General features: G+C 72.1%; 17 protein-coding genes. 14 read left to right on the top strand and 3 right to left on the bottom strand.

What is annotated here, in order from left to right; all coding sequences use genetic code 11:
• Nucleotides 1-2: 2 nt before the first annotated feature.
• Nucleotides 3-836: an ABC transporter permease gene (locus tag BLV96_RS13200; protein ID WP_086679140.1), complete on the bottom strand. Its 834-nt coding sequence runs from the start codon at nucleotides 834-836 to the stop codon at nucleotides 3-5.
• Nucleotides 833-1,768 (bottom strand): ATP-binding cassette domain-containing protein, encoded by a 936-nt coding sequence (locus BLV96_RS13195; protein WP_086679139.1) that lies wholly within the window; start codon nucleotides 1,766-1,768, stop codon nucleotides 833-835. Before BLV96_RS13195 ends, BLV96_RS13200 begins: the two co-directional genes overlap by 4 nt.
• A 254-nt stretch (nucleotides 1,769-2,022) precedes the next feature.
• On the opposite strand from BLV96_RS13195, the gene BLV96_RS13190 reads away from it, so the two are divergent.
• The 14 genes from BLV96_RS13190 (at nucleotide 2,023) to BLV96_RS13125 (ending at nucleotide 20,349) form a co-directional block, all read left to right on the top strand.
• Complete coding sequence (locus BLV96_RS13190) at nucleotides 2,023-3,585, top strand: DUF6801 domain-containing protein (RefSeq protein ID WP_091389130.1); 1,563 nt, start codon at nucleotides 2,023-2,025, stop codon at nucleotides 3,583-3,585.
• A 118-nt stretch (nucleotides 3,586-3,703) separates the two neighbouring features.
• The gene (locus BLV96_RS13185; protein WP_086685203.1) at nucleotides 3,704-4,435 is read left to right on the top strand and encodes a hypothetical protein; all 732 of its coding nucleotides are present in this window, start codon (nucleotides 3,704-3,706) and stop codon (nucleotides 4,433-4,435) included.
• Nucleotides 4,432-5,226, top strand: coding sequence for an MlaE family ABC transporter permease (locus tag BLV96_RS13180; protein WP_086685200.1), 795 nt, complete (start codon nucleotides 4,432-4,434; stop codon nucleotides 5,224-5,226). The genes BLV96_RS13185 and BLV96_RS13180 overlap by 4 nt, the downstream gene beginning before the upstream one ends.
• Nucleotides 5,227-6,042 (top strand): MlaE family ABC transporter permease, encoded by an 816-nt coding sequence (locus BLV96_RS13175; protein ID WP_013229372.1) that lies wholly within the window; start codon nucleotides 5,227-5,229, stop codon nucleotides 6,040-6,042.
• Nucleotides 6,039-7,235, top strand: a complete 1,197-nt coding sequence (locus BLV96_RS13170; RefSeq protein WP_086685197.1) for an MCE family protein — start codon at nucleotides 6,039-6,041, stop codon at nucleotides 7,233-7,235. Before BLV96_RS13175 ends, BLV96_RS13170 begins: the two co-directional genes overlap by 4 nt.
• Nucleotides 7,232-8,248, top strand: a complete 1,017-nt coding sequence (locus tag BLV96_RS13165) for an MCE family protein (protein WP_086685194.1) — start codon at nucleotides 7,232-7,234, stop codon at nucleotides 8,246-8,248. Before BLV96_RS13170 ends, BLV96_RS13165 begins: the two co-directional genes overlap by 4 nt.
• Nucleotides 8,245-9,255: an MCE family protein gene (locus BLV96_RS13160; RefSeq protein WP_279627535.1), complete on the top strand. Its 1,011-nt coding sequence runs from the start codon at nucleotides 8,245-8,247 to the stop codon at nucleotides 9,253-9,255. Before BLV96_RS13165 ends, BLV96_RS13160 begins: the two co-directional genes overlap by 4 nt.
• Entirely contained in the window at nucleotides 9,255-10,253 is a 999-nt protein-coding gene (locus BLV96_RS13155; protein WP_086685191.1) for an MCE family protein, read from the top strand. The genes BLV96_RS13160 and BLV96_RS13155 overlap by 1 nt, the downstream gene beginning before the upstream one ends.
• Nucleotides 10,250-11,221 carry an MCE family protein gene (locus BLV96_RS13150; RefSeq protein ID WP_091389127.1) on the top strand — a complete coding sequence of 324 codons (972 nt, stop codon included), beginning with the start codon at nucleotides 10,250-10,252 and terminating at the stop codon, nucleotides 11,219-11,221. The genes BLV96_RS13155 and BLV96_RS13150 overlap by 4 nt, the downstream gene beginning before the upstream one ends.
• Nucleotides 11,221-12,327 (top strand): MlaD family protein, encoded by a 1,107-nt coding sequence (locus tag BLV96_RS13145; RefSeq protein WP_086675053.1) that lies wholly within the window; start codon nucleotides 11,221-11,223, stop codon nucleotides 12,325-12,327. The genes BLV96_RS13150 and BLV96_RS13145 overlap by 1 nt, the downstream gene beginning before the upstream one ends.
• On the top strand, nucleotides 12,324-12,821 hold the full coding sequence (locus BLV96_RS13140; RefSeq protein ID WP_086675054.1) for a hypothetical protein: 498 nt from the start codon (nucleotides 12,324-12,326) through the stop codon (nucleotides 12,819-12,821). The genes BLV96_RS13145 and BLV96_RS13140 overlap by 4 nt, the downstream gene beginning before the upstream one ends.
• The gene (locus BLV96_RS13135) at nucleotides 12,818-13,402 is read left to right on the top strand and encodes a hypothetical protein (protein WP_086675055.1); all 585 of its coding nucleotides are present in this window, start codon (nucleotides 12,818-12,820) and stop codon (nucleotides 13,400-13,402) included. The genes BLV96_RS13140 and BLV96_RS13135 overlap by 4 nt, the downstream gene beginning before the upstream one ends.
• Nucleotides 13,403-13,546: 144 nt before the next feature.
• The gene (locus BLV96_RS13130; protein WP_158104120.1) at nucleotides 13,547-14,851 is read left to right on the top strand and encodes an AMP-binding protein; all 1,305 of its coding nucleotides are present in this window, start codon (nucleotides 13,547-13,549) and stop codon (nucleotides 14,849-14,851) included.
• Complete coding sequence (locus BLV96_RS13125) at nucleotides 14,848-20,349, top strand: type I polyketide synthase (RefSeq protein WP_086675057.1); 5,502 nt, start codon at nucleotides 14,848-14,850, stop codon at nucleotides 20,347-20,349. Before BLV96_RS13130 ends, BLV96_RS13125 begins: the two co-directional genes overlap by 4 nt.
• Here the strand turns inward: BLV96_RS13125 and BLV96_RS13120 are convergent.
• Nucleotides 20,346-21,539 (bottom strand): PucR family transcriptional regulator, encoded by a 1,194-nt coding sequence (locus BLV96_RS13120; RefSeq protein ID WP_086675058.1) that lies wholly within the window; start codon nucleotides 21,537-21,539, stop codon nucleotides 20,346-20,348. The genes BLV96_RS13125 and BLV96_RS13120 overlap by 4 nt on opposite strands.
• Between the last annotated feature and the right edge of the window lie 16 nt (nucleotides 21,540-21,555).

The raw sequence follows: 21,555 nt of genomic DNA, 5'->3' as shown, positions 1-21,555 counted from the left end.
CTTCAGCCGCGGTTGCGGAACGTGCGGGCCGCCAGCGTCGACCCCGCCACCGCCGCCACCGCGGCGATCACCAGAGCCGTCGCCACCGACCAGCCGATCGGCCGGGCCAGCGCCAACGCGCGGGTCGCGTCGATCGCGTACGTCAGCGGGTTCACCGCCGAGACCGCGCGGACCCACGCCGGCATCGTGTCCAGCGGCATGTACGCGCTCGAGGAGAACATCAGCGGGAACATCACCACGAACGACGCCGCCTGCAGGGTCTCCGCCTTGCGCAGCCACGTCGTGATCGCGACGAACACCCAGCTCAGGCACCAGCCCACCACCAGCGTCAGGACCAGCGCCAGCCCCAGACCGAGCACCCCGCCCGCCGGGCGGAAACCCAGGAACACCACGCTCGCGACCGCCGTCACCACCAGTTGCACGCCGAGCCGCGCGGAGTCCGCCAAGGTGCGGGCCACCAGCACCGAGAACAGCGAAATCGGCAGGCACCGCAGGCGCCCGGTGAAACCGCCGTAGATCTCGGCCAGCAGACCCGCGCCCGAACTCATCGCCGTCGTCATCGCGATGTTCACCAGGGTCGCCGGCACCAGGAAGTTCACGTAGCCCTGGTACGCCGCCACGCCCGGCAGCGCCCCGACGCCGCTGAACACCTGGCTGAACAACAGGAGCAGCACCACCGGCTGCAACAGTCCGAAGAAGACCAGCCGCCGGTCGCCGAACGCCGTGCGCAGCGAACGGGCCGCCAGCACGCGGACCTGCGTCCAGAAGCCGGATTCGGGCCAGGCCGCCGGGTCGGCGAGGGCGGCCACCGCCGCGCGGTGCCGGGCCTGCGTCACGACGCCACCGCCGTCCGGTGCAGGGAAAGGTAGACGTCGTCGAGCGTCGGCTCGGTCACCGTGAGGTCCCGCAGCGGTGCGCCGGCCGCGTCGAGCGCGCGCACCAGCACAGGGATGTCGCCCGGGCCGCCCAGCGGCACCGACAGCACCAGCCCGGTGCGGCCGGCCGCCAGACCCAGGCGGGAGAGGGCGTCCACCGCGCGCCGCAGCGCCAGTTCGGTGCCGAACGTCAGCGTCGCCGTCCGGTTGCCCAGGCGCGCCTTGAGCTGTGACGGCGTGCCGGACACGGTGATGTGGCCGAAGCCGAGGACGACGACGTGGTCGGCCAGCCGGTCGGCCTCTTCGAGGTACTGGGTGGTCAGCACGACGGTGGTGCCCCGCGCGGCGAGGCCTTCGACGACCGACCACAGCCCGGACCGGCTGACCGGGTCGAGGCCGGTCGTCGGCTCGTCGAGGAACAACACCTGCGGCGCGCCGACGAGGCCCGCGGCCAGGTCCAGCCGCCGCCGCATCCCGCCGGAATAGGTGCCCGCCGGGCGGTCGGCCGCGTCCTCGAGGCCGAACGACGCGATCAGCTCAGCGGCTCGCGCCTGCGCTTGGCGCGGCTTCGCGCCCAGCAGCCGGGCGATCAGCACGAGGTTCCCGCGCCCGGACAGGGCGTCGTCGACCGCGGCGAACTGCCCGGTGACGCCGATCCGCCGCCGGACCGCGCGCCCGCGCTGCACGACGTCGTAGCCGCACACGCGGGCGGTGCCCGCGCTCGGCCGGACGCGCGTGCTGAGGATGTCGATCAGCGTGGTCTTCCCGGCGCCGTTGTGCCCGAGGACCGCCAGCACCGCGCCGCGGGCGACGCTCAGGCTGATCCCGGCGAGCGCGGTGACTTCGCCGTAGGTCTTCGCGAGGTCCGTCACGGCGATGACCGGCTGGTTCATGGCCGCTCCTTTCCCTGCCCGCGAAAAGGTATCGGGAAACGGCCGATCCGGGCAAGAAGATCGCCGCCATTCGCCGGGCGCGTGACAATTTTCGCGACGCCGGATAGCACGCGCGTGACAACCGCTGACCTGCGTGACCCTTCAGGTGAGGGGCGATCCCCTGCGCATGACAAAGAATTCTGCCTCGCTTGTTAACCCGGTTTTGCGGAGGTACTTTTCGCTGAAATTACCCCCATTCCCCGAGGTGACGATCCGTGAAGTTTTCGTGGAAGTCGAGAAAGCCCGCCTACGGCCTCGCCGTCGCGACCGTCGCGGGCATCGCGGCGACCGTCGCGCTGGTCGGGGCCGGGCCGACCCAGGCCGCGCCGGTGAGTCTGACGCTGAACTACAACTGCCCGTTCCCGCTGATCGGCGACCAGGTCCTGACGGTCAAGATCGACACGAACCTGCCGGACAACGCCGTCGCGGGTGCCTCGTCGACCCCGATCACCTTCGACGTCGACGTCACCGTCCCGGAGACCGCGACCGAGGGGCTGGCGCTGGTCGGCGCCACGTCGCTGGACGGCTCGGCGAAGGCCGCGGCCGTGCTCAAGTACCCGGTCGACAAGACGCTGAACCTGAACCTGCCGCTGACCATCGCTTCGACGCCGGTACCGCCGTCCGGCGCGTTCCACGTCAAGAGCAGCGGCAAGGCGCCGGCCGTGACGTTCCCCAGCCCGGGCACCGCGTCGGTGACGGTCGGGAACTTCAGCACCACGATGACCCCGCGCACCGCGGACGGCCAGCCGACCGACCTCGGCACGTTCACCTCGGACTGCGTCGCGGTCCCGGGCCAGAACCAGCAGCTGGGCACGTTCGAGATCAAGCCGGCGGGCGGCACCACGACGCCGACCACCCCGACGACCCCGACCACGCCCACGACGCCGACGACCGAGCCGACGACGCCGACCACGGAACCGACGACGCCGACCACGGAACCGACGACTCCGACGACCGAGCCGACGACTCCGACCACGGAGCCGACGACTCCGACGACGGAACCGACGACTCCGACCACGGAACCGACGACTCCGACCACCGAGCCCACGACTCCGACCACCGAGCCCACGACTCCGACGACCGAGCCGACCACCCCGACCACGGAACCGACGACTCCGACGACGGAACCGACGACTCCCACGACCGAGCCGACCACTCCGACCACGGAACCGACGACTCCGACGACGGAACCGACGACTCCCACGACCGAGCCGACGACCCCGACCACCGAGCCGACCACGCCGACGACCCAGCCGACCACCCCGCCGGGTGGTATCGAGGTCAAGTACTCGGTCAAGGGCAAGTCGCAGCTCAAGCAGCTGCACGCCACCCTGCCGCTCGGCCCGGGCACCCTGGACGCCAAGCTCGACGCCGCGTCCGGCAAGTTCGGCGCGCGGCTGGTGCTGCCCAAGTCCGATGTGGACTTCCGGGTGCTCGGCTTCATCCCCGCGTCCGCGACGGTGAAGCTAAACCAGGTCGGCGCCATCAACGGCACGCTCACCGGCGGCGCGGTCAAGGCGAACGCCCAGGTCGACGTCCAGCTCACCAAGGTCCGCGTGTTCGGCTTCCCGATCCTGTCGTCGAACTCCTGCCACACGGTGCGGCCGGCCGACGTGCCGCTCGTCTCCGCGGCCGGGTTCGACCCGCTCAAGGGCGGCAAGCTCACCGCGACCTACGGCATCCCGCAGTTCACCGGCTGCGGCTTCCTGACCGGCCTGATCACCGGCATCACGTCCGGCCCGGGCAACAAGCTGGAGGTCACCCTCACCAAGAAGTGAAGTTGTGACGCGGCGCGGAAAAACCGCGCCGCGCACCACTGAGCGGCATGACAAGAAACGCGGATTCCTTGTGTGACAACGGGAATCGTGAGTAACTACGAACCATGAGGAACTACGGATGTCAATGCTGACACGCGCGGTGCCGCTCCTGCTCGTGCTGGCGCTGACCGCGTTCTCGCTCGGCGCCGCGGAAGCCGCGCCGGGCGAGACCGCGCCGGCCCAGGCCCAGGCGGCCACGTCGATCCCGTTCGGGTTCACCCTCGGGGACGCGCAGCAGCCGACCACGAGCCACGTGGCCAAGCTCGGTTCCGACATCGCCTTCCCGCCGGGCACCTTCGACGGGGCGCTCGGCGGCCTCACCAACACCGTGCCGATCTCCGGCAAGCTGACCATCCCGCCGGCCGACGGCTACTTCGTCGCGTTCCGGTTCATGGCCACCACCGGCCGGGTCGAGATCATCCCGGACGGCGACGCCACGGGGATGGCCACCGTGAAGACCGGCAAGGACACCAACTGCAAGGCCACGCAGACCAACATCTGCGCCGACACCGACGTCACCGCAAAGGTGTTCATCAAGCTCTCGGACGCCAAGGTGGACGGTAAAACCCTCGACGTCGGGCCGAACTGCCGGACGGCCCAGCCCGCGTCGGTGAACATCAAGGCCCTGGTGCCGATCTCCCTGCCGGCCCCGCCGGTGAAGGTGACCTCGACGTTCACCGCGCCGCCGTTCGCCGGCTGCGTCGGGCACGAGGACGTCAGCCGGCTGCTCACCGGCCTCGTTTCGGGGCCCGGCAACACCTTCGTCTCGAACCTCACCTTGCGGTGCTTCAGCAGCGGGTGCAAGGCATGACTACGCTGCTCACGGAAGCGCCGAAGCGAGCCGCGAACGGCCTGCGCGAATTCGGCCGCATGTGCGCGATGGGCCTCGACATCATCCTCGCGATGTTCCGCCGCCCGTACCAGGTCCGCGAGTTCGTCCAGCAGTTCTGGTTCATCGCCAGCGTGTCCATCACGCCGGCGATCCTCGTCTCGATCCCGTTCGGCGCGGTGATCTCGCTGCAGCTCGGCTCGCTCACCAGCCAGATCGGCGCGCAGCAGTTCAACGGCGCGGCGAGCGTCCTGGCCGTCGTGCAGCAGGCGAGCCCGATCGTGACGACGCTGATCATCGCCGGGGCCGGCGGCAGCGCCATCTGCGCGGACCTCGGCGCGCGCAGCATCCGCGAGGAGATCGACGCGATGGAGGTGCTCGGCGTCTCGCCGATCCACCGGCTGATCGTGCCGCGGGTGCAGGCCGCCGTCGGGGTGTCCGTCCTGCTCAACGGCCTGGTCAGCGTGGTCGGCGTGCTCGGCGGCTACTTCTTCAACGTCATCATCCAGGGCGGGACGCCCGGCGCGTACCTGGCCAGCTTCAACGCGCTCGCCCAGTTGCCCGACCTCGTCGTCAGCTCGGTCAAAGCCGTCATCTTCGGCTACCTCGCGGGGGTCGTCGCCTCCTACCGCGGCCTCAACCCGAAGGGCGGGCCGAAGGGCGTCGGCGACGTCGTCAACCAGTCCGTCGTCATCACCTTCCTGCTGCTGTTCTTCGTCAACACCGTGCTGACCGCGCTGTACCTGCAGCTCGTCCCCGCGAAGGGAACCTGAGTGGCCATCCTCGGCAAACCCGGCGACCGGCTGTTCGACCTCGGCGACCAGCTGCTCTTCTACGTCCGCGCGCTCGCGGCCGTCCCGCTCGCCGTCACGCGCTACTTCCGCGAAGTCGTCCGGCTGCTGGCCGAGGTGACGTTCGGCAGCGGCGCGCTCGCGGTCATCGGCGGCACCATCGGCGTGATGGTCGGGCTGTGCGTGTTCACCGGCGTCACCGTGGGCCTGCAGGGCTTCAGCGCGCTGAACCAGATCAACATCTCGGCGATGACCGGGTTCCTGACCGCGTACTTCAACACCCGCGAGATCGCGCCGCTGGTGGCCGGGCTCGCGCTGTCGTCCACTGTGGGCAGTGGGTTCACCGCCCAGCTCGGCGCGATGCGGATCTCCGAGGAGATCGACGCGCTCGAAGTGATGGCCGTGCGGAGCATGCCGTACCTGGTCACCACCCGGATCGTCGCCGGGTTCATCGCGATCATCCCGCTGTACGTCATCGGGCTGCTGATCTCCTACCTCGGCTCGCGGCTCACCACGGTCGTCTTCTTCGGACAGTCCGGCGGCACCTACGACCACTACTTCACGCTGTTCCTGCCGCCGGGTGACGTGCTGTGGTCGTTCGGCAAGGTGCTCGTCTTCAGCGTCGGCGTGATCCTGACGCACTGCTTCTACGGCTACCGGGCCAGCGGCGGGCCGGCCGGCGTCGGCGTGGCGGTGGGCCGCGCGGTGCGGACGTCGATCGTGCTGATCAGCGTCCTCGACCTGTTCCTGTCCTTGGCCATCTGGGGTGCGACGACGACGGTGAAGGTGTCGGGATGAGCCGTTTCGGCACGCAGCTCGCCGGGGTCGCGTTCCTCGGCGTGCTCGTCCTGCTCGGCTACCTCGCGGTCGCCATCTACGACAAGGACTTCGACGATTCGAAACTCGTGACGCTGCGCGCGGACCGCGTCGGCAACCAGCTCGCGCCGACCGCCGAGGTGAAGGTCAAGGGCGTCCCGTTCGGCGAAGTCCGCGCGGTGCGCAGCACGCGCACCGGTGCGGAGATCGACCTCGCGCTCGACCCGGCGAAGATCGGCCTGCTGCCCGAGAACATCTCCGCGCGGCTGCTGCCGAAGACCGTGTTCGGCGAACGGTACGTCAACCTCGTGCTGCCGGACCGTCCACAAGGGAAGCTCGCCGCCGGGGACGTCATCGGACAGGACAAGTCCGCCAACGCGATCGAGCTGGAACGCGTGCTCGGCGACCTGCTGCCGCTGCTGCGCGCGGTCCAGCCGCAGAAGCTGAACAGCTCGCTCGGCGCGATCTCCCAGGCCCTCGACCACCGCGGTCAGCCGATCGGCGACAGCATCGTCAAGCTGCAGGACCTCCTCGGTCAGCTGAACCCGCTGATGCCGCAGTTCAAGGCCGACATCACCGGCTTGGCGAACGCGGCCGACGTCTACACGACCGCCGCGCCCGACATCCTGCAGGCGCTCACCGACCTGTCGACCACCGCGAAGACCATTGTGGACACCCGCGCGGACCTCGACAGCCTCTACTCGAGCGTCACGAGCGCGACCGGGCACCTGAACGACTTCCTGCGCAAGAACAAGGACAACATCATCGGCGTCTCGGCGGCAAGCCGGCCGTCGCTGGAGCTGCTGTCGCAGTACTCACCCGAGTTCCCGTGCCTGTTCGACGCCGTCAACCGGCTCAAGCCGCTGATGGAGAAGGCCCTGGGCAAGGGGACCAACGAGCCGGGGCTGCACGTCACGCTCACCGTGCAGGACCCGCGCGAGAAGTACGTGCCGGGTCGCGACAACCCGCGTTACAACGCCACCGGCGGCCCGAAGTGCTACGGCGGCGGCGCCGCGGCTTCGGGCGCCACGGACGGCGACCTCGGCCCGGCCAACTCGCCGGGTGAGCGCCGGCTCGTCGCCGAGATCCTGAAGCCGACGCTGGGAGACGTGCCCGACTGGAGCAGCGTCCTCATCGGACCGGCGCTGCGCGGGACGGAGGTGACCGTCCGATGAGGAGCGTCGTGGCGCCCGCCGTCAAGGGGCTGATCTTCTTCCTGGTGACCGCCGTCGCGACCGGGATCCTCGCGATCACGATCGCCAACTCCAGCGTCGGCGCGACGATCGGGTACACCGCGCGGTTCACCGACGCGACCTCGGTCAACCCCGGCGACGAAGTCCGGATGGCCGGCGTCCGGATCGGCCAGGTCGAGGACGTGAAGGTGGTCGAACACCGGCTGGCCGACGTCGGCTTCTCGGTCGACCGCACGCACCGGCTCACGGCGTCCGCCGCGATCACCATCCGCTACCGCAACCTCGTCGGGCAGCGGTACCTCTCGGTCGACCCAGGGGCCACGGACACCTCGCCGACGCTGGCCGAAGGCGCCGAGATCCCCTTGGAACGGACCAAGCCGGCGCTCGACCTGACCGCGTTGTTCAACGGCTTCAAGCCGCTCTTCCAGGCGCTGTCGCCGAACGACGTCAACCAGCTGTCGTTCGAGATCATCCAGGTCCTGCAGGGCGAGGGCAGCACGATCGAAAGCCTGCTGCAGCACACGGCGTCGCTGACGTCCACTTTGGCCGGCAAGGACGCCGTGATCGGCCAGGTCATCGGCAACCTCAACACCGTCCTCGACACCGTGAACGCCCAGGGCGACCAGTTCGACGCGCTCGTCGACACGACCGCGCAGCTCGTCACCGGCCTCGCCGCGGACGCCAAGCCGATCGGGCAGGCGATCGGCGGACTCGGCGACCTGACCACGGCCACCGCCGGCCTGCTGCAGCAGGGGCGGCAACCGCTCAAGGACAGCATCACCGCCCTCGGCGACCTGTCGAAGAACCTGGCCGACAACACCCCCGTCTTCCAGCAGTTCATCGACAACCTGCCGAAGAAGCTCGAACGGATCGGCACGCTCTTCTCCTACGGCTCGTGGGCGAACTTCTACCTCTGCTCGGTGGAGTCCGACGCGAAGCCCGCGCCGGGCGGACCGCCCCCGGGCATTCCCGTGACCGCTGCGAGGTGCCGGTGAAACCCCCTCGGATCAAGCCGTTCCGCTCCCGCAACCCGATCGTCGTGGGGGCGGTGACCGCACTGGTCATGGCCCTGCTCGGCGGCGCGACCTTCTTCTCCGACGACCTGCCGATCGTCGGCGGCGGCACCACCTACAAGGCCGAGTTCCACGAGGCCGCCGGGCTCAAGCCGAACGACGAGGTCCGCGTCGCGGGCGTGAAGGTCGGCGAGGTCACCGACGTGCGGCTGGCCGGCGACCACGTCGAGGTGCTGTTCCGGGTCAAGGACACCTGGGTCGGCAACCGGACGACCGCGGCGATCAAGATCAAGACGCTGCTGGGCCAGAAGAACCTCGTCCTCGACCCGGTCGGCAACGGCGAGCTGAACCCGGACCAGCCGATCCCGGCCGAGCGCACCAGCTCGCCCTACGACGTCACCGAGGTGTTCAACGACCTCGCGAGCACGGTCGGGGCGATCGACACGAACCAGCTCGCGCAGGCGTTCCGGGTGCTGTCCGACACGCTCGGGGCGTCGGCGCCCGACGACGTCAAGACGGCGTTCAATGGCATCGCCGCCCTGTCGCAAACGCTTGCGTCCCGCGACGACGAACTGGTCAAGCTGTTCCAGAACACCAACCAGGTGTCCAAGACCCTCGGCGAACGCTCCGACCAGATCGAGGCCTTGATCCGCGACGGCAACACCCTGCTCACCGAGCTCAACGCCCGCAAGGACGCCATCGCGCAGCTGTTCACCGGCATCAAGAACCTCTCGATCCAGCTCCGCGGGCTGGTCGCCGACAACCAGCAGACGCTCGGCCCGGCACTCGACCAGCTCGACCGCGTGGCCACCGTGCTGCAGCAGAACCAGGGCAAGCTCGAGGACAGCCTGCGCCTGGCCGGCCCGTTCTACCGGCTGCTCGGCAACGCCGTCGGCAACGGCCGGTGGATCGACACCTACATCTGCGGGCTCATCCCCACCGGCACCACACCGGGCAGCTGCCTGCCGCCGAAGAACGGAGGACGCTGATGGCCCACCAGCTCATCGACCTGGGAGCCCGGGCCCGGCGGCGAACGCGGCTGCGAGCGCTCACCCTCGGCGTGCTCCTCGCGCTGGTGGTCTCGGCGGCCTGGCCGATCGCGACGGCACCCGCCGAGCGGACGCTGACCGCGTACTTCGCCGCCGCGGTCGGCGTCTACCCGAACTCGGACGTCCGCGTCCTCGGCGTCGCCATCGGCTCGGTGTCCAAAGTGGAACCGAACGGCACCGACGTCAAGGTGACCATGACGCTCAAGCCCGACGTCCAGCTGCCGGCCGACGCCGGAGCCGTCGTCATCACCCCGAGCCTGGTCGCCGACCGGTACGTGCAGATCACGCCCGTCTACCGCGGCGGCCCGCGGCTGGCCGACGGCGCGTCGATCCCGCGCGAGCGCACCGCGACCCCGGTCGAGGTCGACGACCTGCTGCACAGCCTCAACCAGCTGATGACCGCCCTCGGCCCCCAAGGCGCCAACAAGGACGGCGCGGTCAGCGAAGTGCTGACCAAGTCGGCCGAGTACCTGAACGGCAACGGCCAGACCATCGGCACGGCGATCAAGAACCTCGGCGAGTTCGCCCGCGCCGCGAGCGACTCGAAGGACGACCTCTTCGGTTCCGTCGACAACATCAGCAAGTTCACCGCGATGCTCGCCGCCAACGACGGGCAGGTCAAGCAGGCCATCTCGCAGATCGCGTCGCTCAGCCAGGTCCTGGCCGACCAGCGCGACCAGTTCTCCGGCGCGCTGACCGAGCTGACCCAGGCCCTGACCGTCGTGCAGGGGTTCATCAAGGACAACCGCGGCAAGGTCCAGTCCGATGTGGACAAGCTCGCCGACGTCACGAAGGTGCTCGTGAACCAGAAGGACTCCCTCGCCGAGGCGCTGAGCGCGGCCCCGAACGCCCTGACCAACCTGCTGGGCGCCTACGACCAGGCCAACGGGACCATCGACGGCCGCGGCAACCTCCTCGAGTTCCCGGAGCCGAAATGAAATCCCTGGTCAAGCTGGCCGCGGTGGTGACGCTCGCACTGGTCACCACCGGCTGCGGACGGGGGGTGAGTGTTTACGACATCCCGCTGCCCGGCGGCGCCGCGCTCGGCGACCACCCGATCCACGTCACCGCGAGCTTCACCAACGTCCTCGACCTCGTGCCGCAGTCCGGCGTCAAGGTCAACGACGTCCCGGTCGGGCAGGTCGTCAAGGTCGAACTGGCGCCGGACGGCCACAGCGCCATCGTGGACCTGCTGCTCAACGGCGACGTCGACCTGCCGGGCAACGCCGTCGCGCGGCTGCGGCAGGCCAGCATCCTCGGCGAGAAGTTCGTCGAGCTGGCCCCGCCGGACGACGCGACGCCGTCCGGCCGGCTCCTCGACGGCGCGAACATCCCCCTCGACCGGTCGACGTTGACGCCGGAGATCGAGGAGGTCTTCGGCGCGCTGTCGCTGCTGCTCAACGGCGGTGGCGTGGCTCAGGTCCAGAACATCAGCCGCCAGCTCAACGAAGCACTCGGCGGCCGCGAAACCGCGGCACGCAGCCTGCTGTCCAGTTTGGACGCTTTCGTGAAGGGGCTCGACGAGCACCGCACCGAGATCACGCGGGCCATCGAGAGCGTCAACAAGCTCGCGCAGACGCTCAACGCGCACACCGAGCAGATCACCACGACGCTCAACGGCCTCACGCCCGGCATCGGCGTCCTCAACCAGCAGCGGGAAGCACTGGTCGGGATGCTCAAGTCGCTCGACGGGCTGACCTCGGTCGCCGTCGACACGGTGAACCGCAGCAAGGACGACCTCGTCGCCGACCTGAAGGCCCTGGAACCGTTGCTGCGCCGGCTGGCCGACTCCGGCGACAAGCTGCCGAAGGCGATGGAGATGATCTTCACCTTCCCGTTCCCGGACGCCGCGCTCGACACGATCCGCGGCGACTACCTCAACGGGTTCCTCAAGGTGGGCCACTGATGCTGACCCGGTTCGTGCGCGTCCAGGTGACGATCTTCGTCGTCATCGCGGTGCTCGGCGTCGCCTACGTCGGGGCGACCTACGCCGGTCTGGACAAGGTGTTCTTCGACCGCGGTTACACGGTGAAGGCGCAGTTCCCGACCGGTGGCGGCATCTTCACCAACGCCGAGGTCACCTACCGCGGCGTCCCGATCGGCCGCGTCGGCGAGCTGCGGCTGACCCCGGCCGGGATGGAAGCCGACCTCGAGATCGACTCCGGCACCACGCCCGTCCCGGCCGACACCGAAGCCGTCGTCGCCGACCGCTCCGCCGTCGGCGAGCAGTACGTCGACCTGCGCCCGCGCACCGACGGCGGCCCCAAGCTGCACGACGGTTCGGTGATCACCCAGGCCGACACGAAGATCCCGCTGCCGGTGGACGTCGTCTTGTCGACAGTGGACACGTTCGCCAACTCGGTGCCGAAACCCGCGTTGCGCACGGTCGTCGACGAGCTGTACAACGCGACGACCGACGCCGGCCCGGCGCTGGACCAGCTCGTCGGCCGCGGCATCGAGTTCGTGCAGGCGGCGAGCGCGCACGTCGCGCCGCTGACCCGCTTCGTCACCGACGCGCACACCGTGCTCGACACGCAGGTGCAGCAGGCCGGCGCGATCCGCGAATTCGGCGCCAACGCGAAGCTGCTGGCGGCCACGCTCAAGGAGTCCGACGGCGACCTGCGCACGCTCATCCCGGCGGTCCCCGCCGCGGCGAACGAAGTCGGCGCGCTCATCCGCGATTCCGGGCCGCAGCTGGGCGTGCTGCTGGCCAACCTGCTGACCACCGCGGACGTCCTCGAAGCCCGCCAGGACGGGCTGCGGCAGCTGCTGATCACCGCACCGCAGGCGGTCGCCGCGGGCACCGCCGTGATCCGCCCGGACGGCGCGCACTTCGGGCTGTCGCTGACTTTCTTCGACCCACCGCCGTGCACCACCGGGTACACGACGCCGTACCACAACGGACTCGACACCTCGACCCGCCCGCTGAACACGGCCGCGCGCTGCGCGCTGCCGAAGGGCAACCCGACGAACGTGCGGGGTTCGCAGAACGCACCGGGAGGACGGCCGTGAGGGTTTTCGCGTGGGTTCTGGCGGCCGTGGCGACCGTCGCGGCCGGGTGGTCGGGGTACACCTGGTGGCAGGCGGCGCACGACGACGGCGTCGCCCGCGCGGTCGTCCGCGAGGACGCGCTGGCGGCGGGCCGGACGGCCGTCGCCGGACTGACCACTTTGGACTACCGCCAGGCCGCGCCGGGCTATCAGCACTGGCTGGACCTTTCGGGTGGGTCCCTGCACGACGAGCTGGCCGCCGATCGCCAAGGCAGTCTTGACCGGATCGCGCAGGCGAAGACCGTCACCACCGGCAAGGTGACCGACGCCGCGGTGACCGAAGTGGACACCGGCGCGGGCACGGCGAAGCTGATCGCGTCGGTCGAGCTGGTCGTGGCGCCCGACGGCGGCGACGCCGTGACGAAACGCAACCGGTTCCAAGCCGACCTGACGCGCGGGCCCGACGGCTGGCGGGTCACTGGGCTGGGCCAGGTCCCGACGGGGGAGACGCCATGACCGTGCCGACGAAGAAGCGAGCGGTGAAGGTCGCGGGCCGCCACCACGAACCGGCGCCGGAGACCGAAACGCCGGTTGCCGTGAAACGCCGTCGAGTGCCGTGGCCGGTCGTCGCGCTCGCCGTCGTGATGGCCGGGTTGGCGGTGTGGTTCACCCTCGAAGCGCGGAGCACGAACGCCGTCGTCGCGCACAACACCGCGCTTTCGGACGTCGCGGGCACGGCCGAAGCCGGGAAACAGATCAGCGCCGCGCTCGGCACGCTGTTCTCCTACCGCTACGACGACCCGGCCAAGAACGAACAGGCGGCGAAGGACCTCCTCGCCGGCCCCGCGCTCGCGCAGTACGACCAGCTCTTCGGCCAGGTCCGCAAGCTGGCCGCGGACCAGAAGCTCGTGGTGACGTCGACGGCCGTCGCGTCCGGGGTGAAACTGCTCGACGGCGACCGCGCGGCGCTGCTGGTGTTCCTCGACCAGACCGGCACCCGCGGCGACGGGCAGCGCAGCACCGGGGCGGCCCAGCTGAGCGTCACGGCCGAGCGCGTGGCCGGGAAGTGGCGGGTCACGGGGATGTCCGCCGCGTGATTGTCACGTTGACAACAGGCGTTGCCCGCGTCGCAGTGAACGGAATGACAAAGTATTTTCGCGCATTCCCGGTTCGTTGACACGGATTCAACGCGGGAAATACGGTGAATCACCGATCCGCCGCGAGAAATGCGCGAGGAATCCATGCTCACGAGTTCAGAACGGGTCTTCGGCGGCCGCGTCGCCGAAGCCGGCGCCACGACGCTTTCCACCTTGCTGGCCCGCCGGGCCGGGGTGGCGGGCGGCGAGCCGGCGCTGACGTGGCTCGCGACCACGTTGACGTGGGCGTCCCTCGACCGCCGCGTGACCGCGGTCGCGGCGGCGTTGCGGCAGGTCACCGAGCCGGGGCAGCGGGCCGCGATCCTCATCGCCCGGCCCGTGGACCACGTCGTCGCGTTCCTCGGCGCGATCCGGGCGGGTCTCGTCGCGATCCCCTTGGACACCGGAAACCGCGCGGCCGTCACCGACGCCGAGCCCTCGATCGTGCTGGCGACGGCGGACTCGGTGACCGCCACCCGGCGCTTCTTGTCCACTTTGGACACATGTGGGCACCGGGTGCTGGCCGTCGATATCGTCGAAAAGGCGAAGGAATTCACCGAGGACCCGGTGGCCGGCGAAGACGTCGCCTATCTGCAGTACCCGGCCGGCGTGATGGTGACGCACGCGAACGTCGTGGCCAACGCGCGGCAGGCGGCCGCCGAGCTCCCGGGGCGGACGATCGTGAGCTGGCGGCCGCCCAGCGATCCACTCGGGTTGCTGCTCGCCGTGGCCGTCCCGATCACCACCGGGCGGCCCGTGGTGCTCGTCGACCGGCGGCCGCCGCTTCACCTGCCGCTTGACGCCGGAGTGCTGGCGAGTGCCGCCGACCCGGACCTGGTGCGGTTCCGGGAGGCGTTCGCGGCGGACGCGCTGCGGGTGTGTCACGTGGTGGCCGAAGCGACGGCGGTGGTGGCCGTCGAGGGAGCGCCCGCCGGGCAGCGGATCGCGATCGTCGACCCGGCCGGGCGGCGGCGTCCCGCGGGTGAGGCCGGTGAGATCTGGGTGAGCGGCCCGAACGTCGGCCGCGGCTACTGGAACCGGCCCGCGGAGTCGGCGCGCGTCTTCTGCGCGTTCCTCGCCGATGACGACGAGCCCCGCTGGTGGCTGCGGACGGGGGACCTCGGGGTCCTGGACGGGTCCGCCACGCTGTCGGTGCTCGGCCGGGTCGTCGCCGGCCACGACTCCCGGGAGCTCGAGGCGACGGCGAAGGGGGCGCACCCGGCGGTGCGCGAGGCGGCCGCGACCGGGGGTGAGCGAGCGGTGGTCGTCGTCGGGCTGCGGCCACGAGTGGTGCCGCCGCGCGGGGAGGTCGAGCGAGCCGTGCGGGCCGCGCTTGCGGCCGAGCACGGGCTGACCCCGCGAAGGGTCGTCGTGCTGCCGGCGGGCGCGGACCTCGGTGGCGCGCGGTGAACGACCCCGACGAGCTGCGGCGGTGGCTCACCGAGCGGATCGCCGGGCTGGCGGGCCTCGCCCCGGAGCTGGTCGACGCCGGCGTCCCGCTGGCCGAGCTGGGCCTGTCCTCACGGGACGCGGCGACCGTCGCCGCGGAACTGGGGGAACTGCTCGGCCGCGAACCCGACCTCGGCCTGCTCGGCCGGTACCCGTCGATCGCGGCGCTGGCCACGGCGCTCGCCGGGCGTGACACCCGTCCTCGGCCCCGGGCGGGTGAACCGGTGGCGGTGCTCGGCATCGGCTGCCGCCTGCCGGGCATCGAGTCGCCCGACGAGCTCTGGCGCGCGTTGCTGGCCGGCGCTTCGGGGGGCGCGTCCGGCGCCGGGTTCGACGCGGCTTTCTTCGGCATCGACGTGGCGGAGGCGGCGGAGATGGACCCGCGCGAGCGTCTGTTGCTGGAGACGACGTGGGCGGCGTTCGAGCACGCGGGCATCGCCCCGAGCACGGTGCGCGGCAGCCGGACGGGGGTGTTCGCGGGCGGATCGGTGCGCACGACGGGGGTGTCGGACCGGTTCGACCTGCGCGGACCGAGCTTGACGGTGGACGCGGAGGGGACGGCCTCCCTGGCGGCGGTCCACCAGGCGGCGCGCGCGTTGTCGGCGGGGGAGGCCGACGTGGTGGTCGTGGCGGGGGTGAGCGAGGCGGTCGCGGGAGTGGCGGTGCTGAAGCGCTTGGCAGACGCCCGCCGCGACGGCGACCGGGTCTTGGCGGTGATCCGCGGAAGCGCGGTGGGCGCGGGCGGTGCGGAGGTCTTGGCGGACGCACACGCGGTGGCGGGCTCGGACCCGGCCACTGTGGACTACGTCGAGACGCAGGGAGCGGAGGCTGGGGCGCTGGAGGGGGTGTTCGGCCGCAACCGGGAGGGCCGGCCGTTGCTGGTCGGCGCACCGGCGGCGGGGATGGGTGATCTGGGCGCGGCGGCGGGGATCTTCGGGTTGATCAAGGTGGTACTCGCCTTGTGGCACAACCGGATCCCACCGGCCGGCTGGCCCGCGTTGCCGAGTTCGGCCGAGTGGCCTGCGCCGCCGAGCCAGCGGCCCGGCGCACCGGACCTGACTTCGGTGGACAGCGCGGCCGACCATCCCGGGCCGGCGAGTCAGCGGCTGGGCGCATCCGGGTTGCCCCCTGCGGACAGCTCGCCCGATTGGCCGGCGCCGTCGAGCCCGCAGTCCGGCGCAGCTGGGCTGTCGGACGAGGACGAACCGGCTGACCGGCCCGCGCCGCCGAGTCAGCGGTCCGGCACGCCCGGGTTGCCGCCTGTGGACAGCTCGCCCGATTGGCCGGCGCCGTCGAGCCCGCAGTCCGGCGCAGCTGGGCTGTCGCCGGTGGGTGACCCGGCCGAGTGGTCCGTGCCGCCGGGTTCGCAGTCCGGCACACCTGGAGTGAAGGGGGGCTGGCCCGCGCCGCCGAGTCAGCGGGCCAGCGCAACCGGGCCGTCGCCGGTGGACAACCCGGCCGAGTGGCCCGCGCCGCCGGGTTCGCAGTCCGGCACACCTGGCGTGGAGGGAGCCCAGCCCGGGCCGCCGAGTCGGCGGCCCGGTGCACCTTCGCTGTCCCTCGGCACCAAGCCCGCTGACTGGCCGCGCTACGGCGGGACCGCTCGCGCCGGGGTCTCCGCCTTCGGTCGTACCGGGGCGCACCTCGTGCTCGAAGAATGGCCGAAACCCCTCACCCCCGCCGCCCCCGGGTCGCGGTGGAATGGCCGGCCTCAGGTCTTCTCCCTCTCCGCCCACTCGGAAACCGCCCTGCGGCGGCGGGCCGGTGCGCTGGCCGACTGGCTTGCCGGGCCCGGCCGCGGTGTCGCGCCCGGGGATCTCGCCGCCGCGCTCGCGCGGCGGCGGGACCACCTGCCGCTGCGGGCCGCCGTTGTCACCTCCTCGCGCACCGCGCTCGCCGCCGGGCTGCGGGCCCTCGCCGACGGGCGGACCACCGCCGATGTCGTGCGGGACACCGCCGGGCGTGACCGGCCGCGTCCGGTCTTCGTGTTCTCCGGCAACGGGTCGCAGTGGCCCGCCATGGGACGGCGCATGCTCGGCGCCGAACCGGAGTTCCGGGCCGCCGTCACCGCGCTGGAACCGGTTTTCCTCGCCAGAGCCGGCTTTTCACTGCGGGGCGCCCTGCGCCGGCCCCTCGGCGACCCCACCGTGGTGGCGCCGCTCGTCTACGGCACCCAGGTCGCCCTCGCGAACTGGTGGCGGGCGCACGGCGTCGAACCCGCCGCCGTGCTCGGCCACTCGACCGGTGAGGTCGCCGCCGCCGTCGTCGCCGGGGCGCTCGACGTCGGGGACGGTCTCGACATCGTCGTCACCACCGCCGGCCTCCTCGCGGAACTGCCGCCGACCGCGATGGCCGTCGTCGAACTGCCGGCCGGCGAGGTGGACGAGCCCGGCCTCACCGTTGTCGAGTACTCGTCGCCCACGCAGTGCACCGTCGCCGGCGACGCGGAGCACATCGCCGCTCTCGTGTCCCGAGTGGACGGTATGGGCCGGCTCGCGAGACGGCTCGAAGGAACCGGGCACACCGCCGCCGTCGAGCCGATCCTCGGCCGGTTCCGTGCGGCCCTCGGAGATCTGCGGCACCGGTCGCCGACGACGACCTGCTATTCGAGCGCGTCGGACGACCCGGTGTTCGATGTGGACCACTGGGTCGCCACCCTCCGGCGACCGGTCCGGTTCACCCAGGCGGTCGCCGCCGCCGTCGCCGACGGGCACCGCTGGTTCGTCGAGGTCTCGCCGCACCCGATCGCGCTGCCCGCCGTCGAACAGACCGCCGCCGGTGTCCGGACGCTGGCCAGCCTGAGCCGCCGCGACGGTGAAGAAAACGCTTTCGCGCGCTCGCTCGCCGAACTGCACGCCGCCGGTCATCCGGCGGTGCTCGACCGCCGCTACCCGGAGGCGCCCGTGCTCGACCTGCCCCCGCCGCCGTGGGACCACCGGCCGTTCCGCCGGCCGCGACGCACCACGAGCCACCCGCTGCTCGGCGCCCGCGTCGAAGTGCCGGGCGAGGACCGGCACCTGTGGCAGACGGCGATCGCCCCGGACGCGCCCGCCTGGCTGGACGGACACCGGGTGCACGACGTCCCGGTGTTCCCCGCCACCGGGTTCCTGGAGCTGTTCCTGGCCGGCGCGCGGGAGCTGTTCGGTACCGGACGCGTCCGCGTCGACGGCCTCGAAGTCCACCGGGTGCTCGCGGTGACCGGGGAAACGCTGCTCAGCACGGAAATCCGCGTCGACGGCACCGCCGTGGTGCGGGCGAAAGCGGGCGCGGGCTGGGTAAGGCATGCGACGGCGTGGGTCTCGCCCGACACGGACCCCGCGCCAGCAGCCCTGTCCGAAGTGGACAAAAACCTGCCGACCGTGCCGAAGGGGTACGCGTTGCACCCGATCCTGGCCGACGCCTGTTTCGAGGCGGGCGAACCGGCCGCGTTCGGCCGGGTCCGGCTGCTCGGCGACGCGAGCCGGGGCGCGCGGGTGCGGACCGACGGCGCCGGAACGGTCCAGCTCGGCACCGAAGACGGCGAAGTCGTCGCCGACTTCGCCGACGTCCGCTTCCGGGCACCCGGCGACGTGCCGCTCGCGGCCCGCGCCTTCGGGACGACGTGGGCGGAAGTGCCGCTGACCGGGCCGGGCGAGCCGGGTTCGTGGCTGCTGCTGACCGACGAGCACCCGGCCGCGCTGGGCCGGGCCGTCGCGCTCGCCCTCGCGTTGGCCGCGGCCGGCGACGAAGCGCTTTCACTGCCGCAGGACGACCTCGACGAGCTCCCGGGTTTCCTGGCCGAGCGTCCGGTCCGCGGCGTCGTCTTCCTCGCCGGCGCGCCGCACGCCTACCACGACCCCGAGGACGCCCGCGACCTGCTGGACACCGTCCGCTCGGTGGTCGCCCGCCTGGGGCCGGACGTCCGGTTCCACCTCGTCACGCAGTCCAGTGGCGAGCCGGGGCTCGCGTTCCTGCGCGGGTTCGTGCGCGTGCTCGCCTTCGACCGGCCGGAACTGCGGGCGACGCTCGTCGACTGCGACGCCCGGTCCGATGTGGACGTTCTCGCGCGCGAACTGCGTTCGGCCGCGCCCGACGACGAAGTACGCTGGCGCCACGACGTCCGGTACGCGGCGAGGCTGACCCGCGTCCCGCTCGTCGACGGCGGGTCGACCGGGCCGGGCGCCTACGTCGTCACCGGCGGGGACACGCTGAGCCTGGCCACCGCCCGCTGGCTGGCGAGCGGCGGCGCGACCCGCATAGTCCTCTGTGGACTCGGAGAGATCGAACTGCCCGGAGTGGACGTCGTGGTCGTCGACGGCGACATCGCGGCGCCCGGCGTCGCGGAACGGCTCGTCGCCGCGGCCACCGAGGACGGGTTGCCACTGAGGGGAATCGTGCACGCGGCGAACGTGGCCGGTGATGGTGTCGCGGCCGTGTGGCGCCCCAAGGTGCTCGGGGCGCGGCGGCTGCACGAAGCGACCGCCGGCACTCCGCCCGAGTGGTGGCTGACGTACGCGTCGACGGCGGCGCTGTTCGGCGCGCCCGGCGAGACCGCCCACGCGACGGCGGACGCGTGGCTGGACGCGTTCGCGGCCTGGCGCCGCTCCCGCGGCCTGCCCGCGACGACCGTCCACTGGGGTGCGCTGCCGGACGCCGTCGAAGCCCTGCCGGCCGTGCTCGCGGCCGACCGGCCGTCGGTCGGGATCGCGCGGCCGGACGCGAACCGCGACTTCGTCCGGCGGCCGTACTTCTCCGGAGTGATGGCCGGCGTCCCCGCGGTCGCCACCCCGCGCGATCGGCTGGCGGACATCGTCGCCGGGCTGCTCGGCCGCGCGGCGGCGCCGGACGTACCGCTGGTCGAGCTGGGCCTGGACTCCCTGACGGCGATGCGCGCGCGGGCCGCGGTCGAGCGGGAGTTCGGCGTCGCGCTGCCGGTGCCGCTGCTGCTGGGCGGGGCGCGTCTCGACGACCTCGCGGGCTACGTGACGGGCACGACCGTCCCCGTCCGCACCCGGCGTGGCGGCACGCCGCTGGTGCTGTTCGGCGAGCCCGGCGTGTACCGGCCGCTGCGCGAGCACCTCGGCGACGTGCCGTGCCACGTCCTCGACGTGTCCGATGTGGACGCCGGCGTCGCCCGGCTGCGGGAGGTGCGGCCGGCCGGGCCCTACCGGCTCGGCGGCTGGGCGGCCGGCGGCGTGCTGGCCTACGAGACCGCGCGGCGGCTGACCGCCCTGGGCGAGCGGGTCGACGTCGTGGTGCTCTTCGCCACCGACGCGCCGCCCGATCCCGAGCCGTACGCCGGCCGGGTCGTGCTCTACCTGACCGCGCGGCAAGCCGCCGCCGGCTGGGCGGAATGCTGCTCGGACCTGCACGTGGAGGTCGTGCCGGGGGACCACCGGTCGATGCTGGAGCCGCCGCACGTCCGCCACCTCGCCGCCGAACTGGCCGGACGCACCAGCCCCGGCACCACGCCGGTCTAGGCCAAGGTCGCGCGCAGCGCCAGGATCATCTCGAAGCGGTCGTCCGGGTCGCGCAGGTGGTCGGCGAACAACGCCTCCAGCTCCTGGGCGCGGGCGCGGACCGTCTGCGGGTGGATGGCCAGGCGGTCGGCCACCTCACGGACGTTGCCGCACGTCTCCAGCCACGCCAGCAGCGTGCCCGCCAGCCGGTTGTACTGCTTCGGGTTCAACGCCGTCAGCGGCGCCAGCCGACGCCGGGACACCTCCGTCGCCAGGAACGGTTCCTTGCGCAGCCACAGCGTCGCCAGGTGGTCTTCGCACCAGGTCAGCGGCTCGTCCGGCAGGACGTCGGGGACCAGGCGCAACGCTTCCTGCGCCGTCGCCAGCGAGCGGCCCGCCTGCCGCGGGGGCACCGGCGGGCCGACCGCGGCCCGGTGCCCGGCCAGCGCGGCCGTCAACGCGGCGCGGTCCGAAGGAGCCGGCAGCAGCAGCCGCGGTGTCCCGTCCTCGAAGTCCTCCAGCGCGCCCAAACCGGCGACGTCGACGGGCCCGTCCAGCGCCACCGCGACGAGCCGGTGCGGCAACGGCCAGTCCGCCGCCGTCGCCGCTTCCTGGACCGTCCGCGACGGCGACGGCGGGTCCGCCAGCAGCAGGTCGAGCAGCCGGCGGCGCCGCCGTTCCAGCGCTCCCGCGGCACGGGCCTGCGCGGCCGCGTGCCCTTCGATCGACAACGCCGACAGCTCGTCGATGTAGGCGAAGATCGCCTCGGCCAGCAGGCACAGCGTCGCCGACGGCACACCCGCCCGCGTGCCGACCTCGGCCATCCGCCGCCAGGTGACGCGCGCCCCGACCCGGTAGGCCGCCTGCAGGACGTCGAGGTTGCGGCCCTGCGCGAGCTCGTGCACGCCGAGCCCGACGAACACCTTCCGCCGCGAGTCCGGGATCGGTCCCGAGGCGGCGATCCGGTCGATGAACTGCAGGATCGCCGCCTGCACGCCCGCCCGCAGCGCCTTGCCGAAGGCGCCGTCGAGCGGCCGCGCGTAGTCCGGGATGGTCCGCTGGATCTCGCGCAGCACCTCGTCGGCGACGTCGAGCAGGCGCGGCCGGAACACCGCGGCCAGCTCGCGGGGGAGCATCGCCCACAGCTGCCCGGGCCGGCCGTCGCCGCCGAGCATCGGCCCGAACGTCGTTTCGCCGGACGGTCCCGTCATGGCCCACCTCGTCGTT

Source organism: Amycolatopsis pretoriensis (assembly GCF_900107925.1).
Classification (GTDB): Bacteria; Actinomycetota; Actinomycetes; order Mycobacteriales; family Pseudonocardiaceae; genus Amycolatopsis; species Amycolatopsis pretoriensis.
This window is presented reverse-complemented; position numbering and strand designations above follow the sequence as displayed.